This is a genomic window from Leifsonia sp. Ger2509 (genome assembly GCF_055231915.1).
Genome location: NZ_JBUYVB010000003.1, coordinates 1,108,479 through 1,121,890 on the forward strand (window position 1 = coordinate 1,108,479; position 13,412 = coordinate 1,121,890).

General features: G+C 68.7%; 13 protein-coding genes. 7 read left to right on the forward strand and 6 right to left on the reverse strand.

The window, feature by feature from the left end; genetic code table 11:
• Window positions 1-100 precede the first annotated feature (100 nt).
• From ACV7NN_RS05610 to ACV7NN_RS05620, 3 genes are read left to right on the forward strand one after another with little or no spacing between them, the layout of a single operon-like run.
• Complete coding sequence (locus tag ACV7NN_RS05610) at window positions 101-1,279, forward strand: acyl-CoA dehydrogenase family protein (protein WP_463348591.1); 1,179 nt, start codon at window positions 101-103, stop codon at window positions 1,277-1,279.
• 44 nt (window positions 1,280-1,323) lie between these two features.
• Entirely contained in the window at window positions 1,324-2,610 is a 1,287-nt protein-coding gene (locus ACV7NN_RS05615; protein WP_463348592.1) for an O-antigen ligase family protein, read from the forward strand.
• Between the two features lie 9 nt (window positions 2,611-2,619).
• Window positions 2,620-3,930, forward strand: a complete 1,311-nt coding sequence (locus tag ACV7NN_RS05620; protein ID WP_463348593.1) for an O-antigen ligase family protein — start codon at window positions 2,620-2,622, stop codon at window positions 3,928-3,930.
• Here the strand turns inward: ACV7NN_RS05620 and ACV7NN_RS05625 are convergent.
• From ACV7NN_RS05625 to ACV7NN_RS05640, 4 genes are read right to left on the reverse strand one after another with little or no spacing between them, the layout of a single operon-like run.
• Window positions 3,902-4,888 (reverse strand): glycosyltransferase family 2 protein, encoded by a 987-nt coding sequence (locus ACV7NN_RS05625; protein WP_463348594.1) that lies wholly within the window; start codon window positions 4,886-4,888, stop codon window positions 3,902-3,904. The two genes, ACV7NN_RS05620 and ACV7NN_RS05625, sit on opposite strands and share 29 nt — an antisense overlap.
• A complete protein-coding gene (galE, locus tag ACV7NN_RS05630) occupies window positions 4,885-5,847 on the reverse strand; it encodes a UDP-glucose 4-epimerase GalE (protein ID WP_463348595.1) in 963 nt (320 codons plus the stop codon). Before galE ends, ACV7NN_RS05625 begins: the two co-directional genes overlap by 4 nt.
• 10 nt (window positions 5,848-5,857) lie before the next feature.
• A complete protein-coding gene (locus tag ACV7NN_RS05635; protein ID WP_463348596.1) occupies window positions 5,858-6,277 on the reverse strand; it encodes a DUF2304 family protein in 420 nt (139 codons plus the stop codon).
• A 9-nt stretch (window positions 6,278-6,286) separates the two neighbouring features.
• Window positions 6,287-6,934, reverse strand: coding sequence for a glycosyltransferase family 2 protein (locus tag ACV7NN_RS05640; protein WP_463348597.1), 648 nt, complete (start codon window positions 6,932-6,934; stop codon window positions 6,287-6,289).
• Between the two features lie 252 nt (window positions 6,935-7,186).
• Here ACV7NN_RS05640 and ACV7NN_RS05645 point away from each other — a divergent pair, with 252 nt between their 5' ends.
• Genes ACV7NN_RS05645 through ACV7NN_RS05660 form a run of 4 tightly spaced genes read left to right on the forward strand, consistent with a single transcriptional unit; the run spans window position 7,187 to window position 11,050 of the window.
• Window positions 7,187-7,777 (forward strand): acyltransferase, encoded by a 591-nt coding sequence (locus ACV7NN_RS05645; protein ID WP_463348598.1) that lies wholly within the window; start codon window positions 7,187-7,189, stop codon window positions 7,775-7,777.
• Entirely contained in the window at window positions 7,774-8,871 is a 1,098-nt protein-coding gene (locus tag ACV7NN_RS05650; RefSeq protein WP_463348599.1) for a DegT/DnrJ/EryC1/StrS family aminotransferase, read from the forward strand. The genes ACV7NN_RS05645 and ACV7NN_RS05650 overlap by 4 nt, the downstream gene beginning before the upstream one ends.
• On the forward strand, window positions 8,871-9,863 hold the full coding sequence (locus ACV7NN_RS05655) for a Gfo/Idh/MocA family protein (protein ID WP_463348600.1): 993 nt from the start codon (window positions 8,871-8,873) through the stop codon (window positions 9,861-9,863). Before ACV7NN_RS05650 ends, ACV7NN_RS05655 begins: the two co-directional genes overlap by 1 nt.
• Window positions 9,860-11,050 carry a glycosyltransferase family 4 protein gene (locus tag ACV7NN_RS05660; RefSeq protein WP_463348601.1) on the forward strand — a complete coding sequence of 397 codons (1,191 nt, stop codon included), beginning with the start codon at window positions 9,860-9,862 and terminating at the stop codon, window positions 11,048-11,050. Before ACV7NN_RS05655 ends, ACV7NN_RS05660 begins: the two co-directional genes overlap by 4 nt.
• Here the strand turns inward: ACV7NN_RS05660 and wecB are convergent.
• Window positions 11,025-12,092, reverse strand: a complete 1,068-nt coding sequence (wecB, locus tag ACV7NN_RS05665; RefSeq protein WP_463348602.1) for a non-hydrolyzing UDP-N-acetylglucosamine 2-epimerase — start codon at window positions 12,090-12,092, stop codon at window positions 11,025-11,027. The two genes, ACV7NN_RS05660 and wecB, sit on opposite strands and share 26 nt — an antisense overlap.
• 34 nt (window positions 12,093-12,126) lie before the next feature.
• Window positions 12,127-13,395: a glycosyltransferase family protein gene (locus ACV7NN_RS05670; RefSeq protein ID WP_463348603.1), complete on the reverse strand. Its 1,269-nt coding sequence runs from the start codon at window positions 13,393-13,395 to the stop codon at window positions 12,127-12,129.
• Between the last annotated feature and the right edge of the window lie 17 nt (window positions 13,396-13,412).

Here is a 13,412-nt window from a genome sequence, read left to right on the forward strand (position 1 = left end):
TTCGATCGTTAGACCAAACTACCAACTGCTTTTGCCGCTCCTTCGCGCCTGCATAGGCTGGCCTGCGCATCCATCCCCCTCCCACCGCAACGGAGCACCCATGCCATTCGAGACCCTCGCGAGCGACTTCTACGGCTACGAGAACCTCCTCACCGACCGCGAGAAGGACTTCGTCACCGAACTCCGCGCGTATCTCGAGAACGATGTCAAGCCGATCGTGAACGAGCACTGGGAGCGGGCGGAGTTCCCCACCTCGATCATCCACGGCCTGCACAGCCGGGACGTCGTCGGCCTCAGCTTCGACGAGACCAAGCGGTTCGAGAACTCGGCGGTCTTCCGCGGCTGGGTCGCACTGGAGCTGGCGAGGGTCGATGCCAGCGTCAGCACCTATGTCGGCGTCCAGAACGGCCTCGTCGTCGGCGCGCTCGGCGTCTGCGGCTCGGCCGAGCAGCGCGCCGAATGGCTTCCGAAACTGGCCTCCGGCGAGGTGATCGGCGCGTTCGGTCTCACCGAGCCCCAGTCCGGCTCCGACTCGGCGCGCGGGCTCCAGACTGTTGCCACTCGCTCCGGCGACGACTGGGTGCTCAACGGGTCGAAGCGCTGGATCGGCAATGCCACGTTCAGCGACATCACCATCATCTGGGCGAAGAGCGCCGAGGACGGCCAGGTCAAGGGGTTCATCGTTCCGACCTCCACGCCCGGGTACTCGGCCACGAAGATCGAGGGGAAGCAGTCGCTGCGCATCGTCCAGAACGCCGACATCACGCTCGAGAACGTCGTGGTGTCCGAACGCCTGCGCCTGCAGGGGGCCAACAGCTTCAAGGACACGGCAGCAGTGCTCCGCCTCACCCGCGCTGAGGTCGCCTGGGCGGCGATCGGCGTCGCCGTCGGCGCGTACGAGGCCGCGCTGAAGTACGCGACGGAGCGCCTGCAGTTCGGCAAGCCGCTCGCCTCGCACCAGCTCATCCAGGACATGCTCGTGAAGTCCCTCGCCAACATCACCGCGAGCATCGGGATGTGCACGCGCGTCTCCGAGATGCTCGACCGCGGTGAGCAGCGCGACGAGCACTCCGCGCTCGCCAAGGCGTTCGCGACGGCCCGGATGCGGGAGACCGTCGCCTGGTGCCGCGAGATCCTCGGCGGCAACGGCATCGTGATCGACTACGACGTCGCCCGGTTCTTCGCCGACGCCGAGGCCCTCTACTCCTACGAGGGGACGCGCGAGATGAACACCCTCATCGTCGGCCGGAGCATCACCGGCCACGCCGCGTTCGCCTGAGGCGCGCGACCGCGCACCGCCGCGAAGTCCAATACCCTTGCCCAATGAGCACTGCGCGTAAACCGATCGCCGTCGGTGCGTTCTCGACCCTCCTGGTCTTCACGCTGTTCGCCGGCGACTTCTGGCGCAACCTGCTCAGCTGGTGGGGCTGGGGGCTGATCGCGGCCGCTCTCGTGGTCGGCAGCATCGTGCTTCTCGCGCGCATCGGCCCGCCGTTGCTCTGGCGCCGGCTGCCGGTGACGCTCGCGCTGTTCCTGCTCCTCGCTACGCTCTCCATCGCCTGGTCGGACTACCCCGGAGCGAGCGCCATCGGCGTCGCGCTCCAATGGTGCACGACCGTCGCCGCCCTCTTCCTCGCGCTCTGCCTCGAGTGGCCGCAGCTCCTGCGCGCACTGTCGCATGCGTTCCGCTGGATCCTCGGCCTCTCCCTGCTGTTCGAGTTCATCGTCGCCGCGTTCGTCCGGCATCCTGTGCTGCCCTTCTGGACAGACTACGGAACCGGGAAGGTGCCCCAGGCGTTCTACTGGAGCCGGGGTCTCCTGTTCCACGGCGGCCAGATCCAGGGCATCCAGGGCAACAGCAACCTCCTGGCGATGGTCGCGCTCCTCGCGCTCGTCGTGTTCGGCATCCAGTTCGCCGACGGCGTCGTCCGTCGCGGCTGGGGCATCGCCTGGCTCGTGATCGCCGGCGCGACCTTCGTGCTCACCCGGTCGGCGACCGTCATCATCGCCGGGGTGTTCACCGCCGTCGTCCTTCTCTTCGCCCTGTGGATGCGCAGGGTGCGCCCCGACCGTCGGCGACCCGTCTACCTGACGATATTCGCCGCCGTCGTCGCCGCCGTCGGACTCATCTGGGCGTTCTCCGGGCAGCTCCTGAAACTCTTCGGCAAGAGCGAGGACCTGACCGGCCGGCTCGACATCTGGCACTCGGTGACCGCCCTGGCATCCCAGCGCCCCGTGTTCGGCTGGGGATGGGTGAGCTACTGGGCTCCGTGGGTCGAGCCCTTCAAGACCCTCGCCGTGCGCAAGGGTGTGACCTACCTGCAGGCGCACAACGCCTGGCTCGACGTCTGGCTCCAACTCGGGGTCATCGGCCTCGTGATCTTCATCCTCCTCGTGGCGACGACCCTGAAACGCAGCTGGTTCACCGCCGTCGACCGTCCGAGGGTGCGGGTCGCAGACGATCTGCCGTACACCGCGCTCACCCTGCTCCCCCTGCTCCTCATCTCGGCACTCATCGCGCAGAGCGCGGCCGAGAGCAGGATGCTCGTCGAAGCCGGCTGGATGCTCCTGGTCGTGATCTCCGTGAAGACGAAACGTGCCGCGCCGTAGGATTGGCGCATGGCCGTGACCCGTCGACCCCTGGTGCCGGCCGCGCTCACGGAGTTCTTCGGCTCAGCGCGATTCGCCTCCGCCCTCTCGCTCGTCGCCGTCGGCGTCGGGTTCTCGACGCACGCCATCCGGAGCGTCATGGGCTGGCCGGGGCTGATCGGTGCGCTGTCCGCTCTCGTCCTGCTCGCCGCCATCTCGTTCATCGCGCAACGCGAGACGATCGAATGGCATGGTCTCCTCCCGATCTCGATCCTCGTCTTCGTCGGTTGGTGCGCTCTCTCGATCTTCTGGAGCAACTACCAGTGGGCGACGTTCGCCGGGATCGGCTATCAGCTCACGTTCGCATTCCTCGGCATCTACATCGCCCTCGTGCGCGATGCGATCCAGATCGTCCGGGTCGTCGGTGACGTTCTGCGCGTGCTCTTGTCGGTGTCGCTCGCCCTCGAGGTGCTCAGCGGACTGCTGATCGACCTGCCCATCCGGTTCCTCGGCATCCAGGGCGACATCGGGCTCGGTGGACCGATCCAGGGGATCTTCGGCAGCCGCAACCAGCTCAGCATCGTCGCGCTCATCGCCTTCGTCACGTTCCTGGTCGAACTGCGCACGCGGTCCGTCCGCCCGGCGACGGCCGCGGCGTCTATCGCGCTGGCGGTGCTCTGCATCCTCCTCACCCACTCCCCTGTGATCGCAGCCGTCTCCGTCATCGTCGGCCTCGCGACGCTCGCCCTCTTCGCCGTGAGAAAGGTTCCCGCCCGCCTGCGGCCCTTCTACCAGTGGGGCCTCGCCGCCATCACGGTGCTCAGCCTCGTGCTGGCCTACGTCTACCGCACGCGCGTCATCGACCTCCTGAACGCGCGAGCCGACTTCTCGGTGCGCTACCGGCTCTGGATCCAGATCTGGCAGCTCATCCCCGTCGACCAGATCCTCGGCTGGGGCTGGGTCGGCGGATGGCCGGAAGACCTGTACCCGTTCACCGCAATCCAGGCCAACACCGGCGCCGAGCACGCCAACGGGCTCAACGCTTATCTGGATGTCTACCTCCAGATCGGCCTGATCGGCCTGATCCTGTTCGTCGCCCTCATCGCGCTCGCGTTCGGCCGCTCATGGCTGCTCGCGTCCAACAAACGCAGCGTCGTCTACGTGTGGGCGCCCCTGGTGCTCGTCGCGCTCCTGGTGACCAGCGTCTTCGAGAGCTCGATCCTGGTCGAGGCGGGCTGGCTGCTCCTCGTCGTCTGCGCGGTCAAGGCGTCGCAGGGCATGAGCTGGCGCAGCGCCCTGCCCCGGCACGAGCCTAAGCCGGTTGCAGGAGGTCGCGGATGATGTCCGAGCGTCCCCGGCTGGCGTACCGGCCGTAGAGTCCCCGGCGCGCAAGCCCGAACACGGCACCGACCCGGAGAAGGCGATTGGGCGCCATCGCCGCACGCCGCTCTTCGAAATCCGCCTTCTGTCGCGCCGCATCCACATAGCTGCGCGGAACGGCATCCCCGAGTGCTTCGAGCCGTACGGCGAGCACCCGGAACTGCCGCGCGAGCTTCACGTTGCGCTCTCCACGCGGCTGGAGTACGCGCCCGACCTTGTATCGCAGCGTCGGGTTGGTGACACCGATCTGGTTCCCGCCGTGCTGGCGGTAGTCGATCGTCGTCTCCGGGAGGACACCGACGCGACCGGTCGCCGCCGCGATGATGGCGAGCCACTCGTCGTGCACCCACTCGGGCGGGAACGGGCGCGCCACGTCGAGGAGCTCGCGGCGGAAGACGACGGTCGCGCCGGTCGCGAGATTCCGGCGCAGCAGCGCATCGAACGCTCGCCCCGTCTCTTCGAGGCGCAGCTCGTTCTCGGAGAGCTCGAGGGATTCGAAGAGGGTGGCGCCGAGCGGCGAACCGTTCTCGCTGACCAGCCGCGCGTCCGTGTGCAGGAAGGTCAGGCGGTCGTCGTCGAACCGTGCCGCCAGTTCCGCGAGCCTCCCCCGGTGCCAGACGTCGTCCTGGTCGCTGAGCGCGATCAGCGGGCACGTCGCTCGGGCGACGGCCCTTTCGAAGTTGGCGGTGACGCCGGATGGTGTGGTTCCCGCGAGCACCACGACCTCGGTCGTGGCACCGCGCGCCGCGGCTTCTTCGACCGTCGCGGCGACGATCTCGAGCGTCCCGTCGTCCGATCCGTCGTCGGAGACGATGAGCTCGTCGGGGACGCGGCCCTGATCGAGGATGCTTGTCAGCTGCTCCTCGATGAAGGCGGCGCCGTTGTAGGTGCAGAGCGCGACCGAGATCCCAGGAGTCATGTCAGATGGGCGTCCCAGGCCGAGCGGACGATCTCATCCAGACCGCGTTCGGCCCGCCAGCCGAGCTTCTCGGCGATCAGAGCGGGCGAGGCCACCACGCTCGCCGGGTCTCCCGGTCGCCGGGGGTGGATCTCCGGGCGCAGCCCGGAGCCTGCGACGGCGAGGATCTCGTCGACCATCGCTTTGACGCTCGTCCCCTCGCCCGTGCCGACGTTGAAGACGGCGTGCCCGTGCGCGCCCGAGGCGAGGTGGTCGAGTGCCACGATGTGCGCGTCCGCGAGGTCGAGGACATGGACGTAGTCGCGCACGCACGTGCCGTCGACAGTGGGATAGTCGTCTCCGAAGATCACCGGCGGCAGGCCTGCGTCGATGCGCTCGAAGACCATGGGCACGAGGTTCAGGACCGCGCGATCCGCCAGTTCGGGCCACCCTGCCCCGCCCACGTTGAAGTACCGGAGGCTGACCGCTGAGACCCCGGAGCCGATCGCGGCGTCGTCTATGAGCTGCTCGCCGACGAGTTTGGTCCGTCCGTACGGGTTCACCGGATGCGTCGGCGCGGACTCGGAGACTGCGTCTCCCTCGACGGCGCCGTAGACGGCGGCCGACGAGGAGAACACGAGGCGGGAGACCCCGGCGGACTCCATCGCGAGCAGCAGGTTGGCGAGCGCACCGACATTCTGCGCGTAGTACCACGCGGGCCGCTGCACCGATTCGTGGACCTGCTTGCGCGCGGCGAAATGCAGGACGGCGTCGATGCGCTCCTCCCGGAGCACACCGTCGAGGATCGCGGGGGCGGTGTCGGACGCGAGGTCGAGCCTGACCAATCGGGCGTCGCCCAGCCGGTCGGCGAAGCCCGTCGAGAGATCGTCGACGACGACGACCGAGTCGCCGCGGTTCCTGAGGAGCCGGGCGACGTGCGAGCCGATGTAGCCGGCTCCGCCGGTGATCAGGGTCCGCATACGACCGATCCTAAGGGATGGGCCGGGGGCCACCAGCGGTGTCGGCCGGGTGTTCGGCAACGCGTTCGACGGCGGTGTCCACCGAATCGGGCGACGGCGCCTGCAGGATCGCGAGCTGGCGTGCGAGCTCGGTGATCTGCCGCTCGGTGTTGCGGTGCCTGCGCTGGACCAGGATCGAGTTGCCGATGAACACGACGATCAGCCCGTACAGGAGCAGGTCGGTGCCGCGCCCGACGCCGACGAAGTGCGCCACCTCGTTCACGATCGACGGGAAGACCACCGCGAGCACCGTCACCGCGAGAAGGCCGACCATGGTGAGGCGCCGGATCGCCGCGTGCCGGACGCCGCGCCCGGGAAGCATGAGGAAGACGGCGAAGGCGGCGAACGCCAGCACCAGGATGACTTTGATTACAAATTGCCCGTTGTCCACACTGGGCTCCTATTTCAAGAAAAGATCGCTGAGGATGTTCACCGAGTTCCACACGGACTGGCCCTTCGAACGGGAGTAGTCAGTGTAGATGACGTGGACAGGCGCTTCGGCCCACCTCAGGTCGTTGCGGCCGATCTCCGACACGATCTCGGAAGCGTGGGCCATGCGGTTCTGCGTGATTGCGATGGTCTGAGCCGCGTGACGGTTGAGGGCGCGGAGGCCGTTGTGCGCATCCGTCAGCCGGACGCCCGTGCTGAGCCGCTCGAACAGGATGCCGAGTTTCAGGACGACCCGCTTCAGCGGAGAGACGGAGGTGCGGCCGTCGAGGAACCGCGAACCGACGACGATGTCGAGTGGCTGGGAGTCGAGCATCTTCACCATGGCGAGTGCATCCTCGGCGAGATGCTGCCCGTCGGCGTCGAAGGTGACGAAATAGTCGGCCTCCGGGTCGCGCAGCGCGTAGTCGAGCCCTGTCCGGAGGGATGCGCCCTGGCCGAGATTGATCGGATGACGCACCACGATCGCACCGGCCGCCGTCGCCTCCCCCACGGAATCGTCGGAGCTGCCGTCGTCGACGCAGACCACCTTCGGAAAGGTCGCACGGGCCTGTTCGATGACGCCGCGGACCACCGGGGCTTCGTTGAAGAGTGGGACCACGAGCCAGGTACGCTGCTCGACGGGCGTGCTGATGGTGACTCCTCGGTTGCTTCGGTTCGCGCGTGTGCTGCCCCGACGAGGTCGGCTCGGCCTGACGGACTGCCCCAATCCTAACCGGCCCGGCCTGATGGCCCCCTGTGCACACGCTGGCCGAGGGGTCCGCCGCCCGGCGTCACCCGAGGTTCACATGGTAGTTTCTTTGCGGAAGCGCCCGCCTTCCGACTCCCGAATCACCCGAGAGGACCAGACGCGTTGGTCTTTATTGCACCCGAGGCCGATGTGTCGGATGAAGCGACGATCGGCGAAGGCACCAAGATCTGGCACCTCGCTCAAGTGCGCGAAGGCGTGCGGATGGGCAGGGACTGCATCGTCGGCCGGGGCGCATACATCGGTACGGGCGTCGTGATGGGCGACAACTGCAAGGTCCAGAACTACGCCCTCGTCTACGAGCCCGCTGTGCTCGAAGCCGGCGTGTTCATCGGTCCGGCCGTCGTGCTCACCAACGACACCTATCCCCGCGCGGTCACGCCGGACGGGGAACTGAAGAGCGCCCACGACTGGACGCCGGTCGGAGTCACGATCCGCGAAGGCGCCTCCATCGGTGCCAGGGCGGTGTGCGTCGCCCCGGTGACCATCGGCCGCTGGGCGACCGTGGCCGCCGGCGCCGTCGTCACGAAGGATGTCCAGGACTTCGCGCTCGTGGCCGGGGTACCTGCGCGACGCATCCGCTGGGTCGGGCGCGCAGGCGTCCCGCTCGAGCCCGACGGCGACGAGTGGGTCTGCCCGGTGACGGGCGCACGCTACCGCGAAGAGAACGACGAACTGAGGGAGGTTTCCGAATGAGCGACCAACTGGAGTTCATCCCGGCCGCCAAGCCGATCATCGGCGACGAAGAGCGGGCGGCGGTCGACGCCGTCCTCGCGACCGGCATGCTCGCACAGGGCGCCGAAGTGGCCGCCTTCGAGACCGAGTTCTCGGAGCACCTCGTGGACGGCCGTCACGCCGTCGCCGTCAACTCCGGCACGGCCGGCCTGCACCTCGGCCTCCTGGCGGCGGGCGTCGGCCCTGGCGACGAGGTCATCGTGCCGTCGTTCACCTTCGCCGCGACCGCCAACTCCGTCGCACTGACCGGCGCAACGCCCGTCTTCGCCGACATCGAGCCGGACTACTTCGCGCTCGACGTCGCTGCCGTCGAATCGGTGATCACCGAGCGCACCGTGGGCATCATGCCGGTGCACCTGTACGGCCACCCGGCCGACGTGGTCGCTCTCGGCGACCTGGCGTCCAGCCGCGGCCTCCAGCTCTTCGAAGACGCGGCCCAGGCGCACGGCGCCACCAAGGCCGGCGTCCCGGTCGGCGCCTTCGGCTCGTTCGCAATGTTCAGCCTCTACCCGACGAAGAACATGACCTCCGGCGAAGGAGGCATCGTCACCACAGGCAGTGACGACGTCGCCCGCAGGCTCCGCCTGTTGCGCAACCAGGGCATGGAGAAGCAGTACGAGAACGAGATCGTAGGCTTCAACGCGCGGATGACCAACCTGCACGCCGCCATCGGCCGGGTGCAGCTGACCAAGATCGACGGTTGGACGCAGCAGCGCCGCGACAACGCCGCATTCTTCGACGCCGAACTCGAGGGCGTCGTCATCCCTCCGGTCGCGCCGGACGCGACGCACGTCTACCACCAGTACACGATCCGCGTCGCCGGCGACCGCGACGGCTTCGCGAAGGCCCTTCGCGACGAGTATGCGGTCGGCAGCGGCGTCTACTACCCGATCCCCAACCACCGCCTTCCCTCCTTCCAGCGCACGGAAGACCTGCCGGAGACCGAGCGGGCCGCTGCAGAAGTACTGTCCCTCCCCGTGCACCCCTCGCTGTCGCGCGGCGACCTGGAGCGCATCGTCTCGGCGGTCAACGCCCTCGCGAAGGCGGGTTCGTGATGGCAGACCTGAGAATCGGTCTCGTCGGCCTGGGGATGATGGGCCGGCACCACGCGCGCGTGATCCGCGAGACGGACGGCGTCGTGCTGGCCGGTGTCGCCGACGCGATGGGAGATCCCCACCGGGTCGCCGGCGACCTCGAGGTCTCGGCATCCGTCGAAGATCTGATCTCGTCGGGCATCGACGCCGCCGTGGTCGCCGTCCCGACCGCCTACCACGAAGATCTCGCCCTCCGCCTCGCGGACGCGGGGATCCACGCCCTCGTCGAGAAGCCGATCTCGGGCGACGTCCAGTCGAGCACACGGATCGTCGAGGCCTTCGAGTCCCGCGGTCTCGTCGGCGCCGTCGGCCACATCGAGCGCTACAACCCGGCCCTCCAGAGCCTCCGCGAGCGCATCGAGGCGGGCGTGCTCGGCGAGGTCTACCAGATCGCGACCCGCAGGCAGGGACCGTTCCCCGCCCGCATCGCGGACGTCGGCGTCGTGAAGGACCTCGCGACTCACGACATCGACCTCACTTCCTGGCTGGCACAGAGCCCGTTCGCCTCGGTCTCGGCGCACACGACGGTGCGCAGCGGCCGCGAGTTCGAGGACATGGTCTCCTTCACCGCACGCCTCGAGAACCAGGTCATCACCAACCACCTCGTCAACTGGCTCTCTCCGATGAAGGAGCGCGTCACCGTCGTCACCGGCGAGCGCGGCGCATTCGTCGCCGACACCATCGGCGGCGACCTCACGTTCTACGAGAACGGCACCGTGAACACCGAGTGGGAGTCCGTCATGGCCTTCCGCGGTGTCTCCGAGGGCACCATGACCCGTTACGCACTCGCAAAGCGCGAGCCGCTCCGGCTCGAGCACGAAGCGTTCCGCGACGCGATCCTCGGTCGAGGGGGCAACATCGTGACCATGCGGGAAGGTCTCGCGAACGTCCGTGTGGCCGAAGCCGTGATCACCTCCGCTAACGAGTCGAGGACGGTGAACGTCACCGAGTGAGTGGGGCCACCCCGCGCATCGTCATCGCGACCCGGCTCTACGCGCCCGAAGTCGGCGCGGCCTCGTTCCGTCTCCGTGCTCTCGCGCGCGGCCTGGCCGCCGCCGGTGCGACGGTGCGCGTCGTCACGACGACACCGCCCACAGGCTCGGCTCCGGAGCCGGTCGACCCCGGCGTGTCGACGGCACGTGCGGCCGTGCTGCGGGATGCGGGCGGCAACGTCCGCGGCTACGTGCAGTACCTGAGCTTCGACATCCCGCTCTTCTTCCGTCTGCTCGTCGCCCGCGCGGACCTCGTGGTCTCGGAGCCGCCGCCCACGACGGGACTCGTCGTCGCGGTGACCTCCTGGCTCCGCAGGCGCCCGTTCGTCTACTACGCGGCGGATGTCTGGACGGATGGACTGATCGCCCTCGGTGCGCCGAAACCGGTCATCGCAGTCATGCGGCGCGTCGAAGGCTTCGTCATGCGCAGGGCCGCAGCCGTGATCGCCGTCTCCGACGAGGTCGCCGAGAAGGTGCGGTCGTTCCGCGTGCCCGGCGATCGGGTCAGCTCGATCGGCAACGGCGTCGACACCGACATCTTCCGTCCGGACGGACCCGTCGCCGACACGGTCTCACCGACCTTCGTGTACACCGGTGCCATGTCCGAATGGCAGGGACCGACCGTGTTCGTCGAGGCGATGCCGCACATCCTGCACGACTTCCCGTCAGCCAGCCTCCACTTCTTCGGCCAGGGCGTCGAGGAGCCGGCGATCCGCGATGTGGCGGAGCGGCTCGGGCTCACCTGCGTCCACATGCATGGCGTGATCCCCCCGGCGGAGACCGCCGCATGGATCAGGGGCGCCACGGCCGCGCTGGCGAGTATCCGGCCCGGAGTGGGCTACGACTTCGCGAAGCCCACCAAGACCTACGCAGCGGCCGCCTGCGGAACGCCTGTCGTGTTCGCCGGGATCGGCGTCGGTGCACAGCTCGTCGAACAGAGCGGCCTGGGCTGGCGTGCGGACTACGACCCTGCGGCCGTCGCCGAGGCGATGCTGACGGCCGCGCGCGCATGGCGGAGCGGGGATTCGGCCCTGGCAGCCCAGGCGCGCGTGGCGTGGGTGCGTGAACACGCCTCGATCGCAGCGACCGGGCACCGCGCCGCCGAGGTGACCCTGAAAGCGCTCAGGAGGCGTTCGCGCGGTCGATGAGCACGTCGACGACGTGCTCGGCCGCATTGCCGTCGCCGTAGGGTGCGGCTGTGGTGTCCGCCGGCCTCGGACGCTCGACCGCCTCGGCGAGGCGCTCGACCTCCGACCCCACCAGGACATTCCAGCCCAGCTCGACCGTCTCGACCCATTCCGTCTCCGGGCGCACGGTGGTGCAGGGAACGCGGAGCAGGAAGGCCTCCTTCTGCAGCCCACCGGAGTCGGTGACGACACCGCGGCTGCTGCTCACGGCCCTGACCAGGTCCGGATAGGCGAGCGGGGAGGTGAGGACGATCGATCCGCCTTCGAGCGAGACGCCCGCGGAGGCGGCGGCGACGACCAGGCGCGGGTGGGCGAGGAGTAGCACCGGTCGGTCGAGCCCGGCGAGACCCGCGATGATCCGCTCGAGGCGCGGGCCGTCGTCGGTGTTGTCAGGACGGTGGATCGTCGCGACGTAGTACTCGCCGGCTGTGAGTCCGTGCGGCGGTGCCGGGTTCTCGGCCAGGGCTGAGTCGCGGACCCGGTAGAGCACATCCGTCATCACATCGCCGACGAGAACGCTGCGATCGCCGAGTCCCTCATCGGCGAGGTGCTGCATCGCGACCTCCGTCGGAGCGAGGAGCAGATCGGCCGCGTGATCGGTGAGCACCCGGTTGTGCTCCTCAGGCATGCGCCGGTTGAAGGAACGAAGGCCGGACTCGAGGTGGGCAAGGGGCAGGTGCAGCTTGACCGCGGCGAGGGCTGCGGCGATGGTCGAATTGGTGTCGCCGTACACGAGGACCCAGTCCGGCTGGTACTCCTCGAACACCGGCTCCAGGCCGGCGAGCATGGCCCCCGTCTGCGCCCCGTGCTTTCCGGACCCGACGGCGAGGTTGACATCCGGCGCCGGGATGCCGAGATCGCGGAAGAAGACATCGCTCATCAGCTCGTCGTAGTGCTGGCCGGTGTGGACGACGATATGGTCGGCCCGGCCGCTCATCGCCGCCGAGATCGGCGCGAGCTTGACGAACTGGGGACGGGCGCCGACGACGCTCAGGACACGCATGGACCAAGCCTATTCGCAGGATGCGCCAGGACCGTCATCGCGCGGGACGGGCGCGCAGGCCGGAGGAGCCGAGCCAACTCCGGCTCATGGACTCCGCCGCAGCGAACCCGTCGTGGAGCGCCGCGACGAAGTCCACGCCGCGCGCCGCTGTCTGGCGGGCCTCGTCCCGATCCTCCACGAGCGCCCTCACGACGTCTCCGACGGTCTCGACGCTCGCCTCGACGATCGGCAGGTCCAGGCCGGAGCGTTCCTGCACGCGTGCCCGGATGTGCGGAGCCACCTGGCCGACGACCACCCGGCCGGCCGCCAGCGCCTCGCACGCGGCGACACCGTAGCTTCCGATGCGAAACTGATCGAGCACGATGTCTGCGTCCCTGACGATGTCGGGCATCCGCTCCCACGGGACCCCTTCGAGTCGCCGGTACTCGATCAGTCCTTCGGCTTCGAGCTGTCGCAGGTGCGGTTCGATAAGGTCGCTCCCCTTGATCGACGACGAACTCGGCGAGTGCACGACCAGCGGACGGTCGCGTTCCAGGGGGTCCGCGCCTCGGTGCCAGCGTTCGGTGTCGACGACGACGGGGCACCAGATGCCGAACGGGACGTCGTCGAGGAGGTCCGGAGTCGAGACGAACACCGGGCCGCTGAACGCTCCCAGGCGTTCGACGAGCAGGGCGGCCCTGCGCTCGGCTGAACGGCTGTAGAGCGAGCGGTCGGCATAGGGCGACCACGGATGGTTCTCCCGGTGACGGGTGTGCTGCCTCACGTCGGAGCCGTGGCACATCATCGAGACGCTCACTCCCGCAGCGGCGAGGGCGGAGGCCTCCCGGAACGCATCGTGCTCGTAGAGGGCACCGAAGAGCGACCGGCCGCTCTCGATCATGCTGTGGGTGAAACCAGCGACGTAGGTGAACTGGTCGTGCTGCCACTTCTCGCTGCCCATGTAGGTGCGCAGCGGCACCTCGATGTCGGCGTCGAAGCGCATCATCCCCGGGACGCCGACGACCATGTTCACGGCCCTCGTGTCATCGCGACCTGCTTCGGCGGCGGCGGCCCATTCACGACCCTGGCCTGCATAGTTCGCCGGCCCGATGTAGACCCGGGTCGACTCCGCGCCGAGCACCGGGTTCGGGCCTGCCGGCCCGTCCTCCGCTCCGATGATCCGGTACGCGAGCGAGCCGTACAGGGTGTTGGGCCGTTCGATCGCCCGGTCGAGGCCCGAGGTGACCCAGCTGGGCAGTCGGTGACGATTCGCGGCCGCCTTCCTGGCGACCGTGGAGGCCAGGGACTTCAGGGGGTTCCCCATCCTCGAACCGTGTCCTT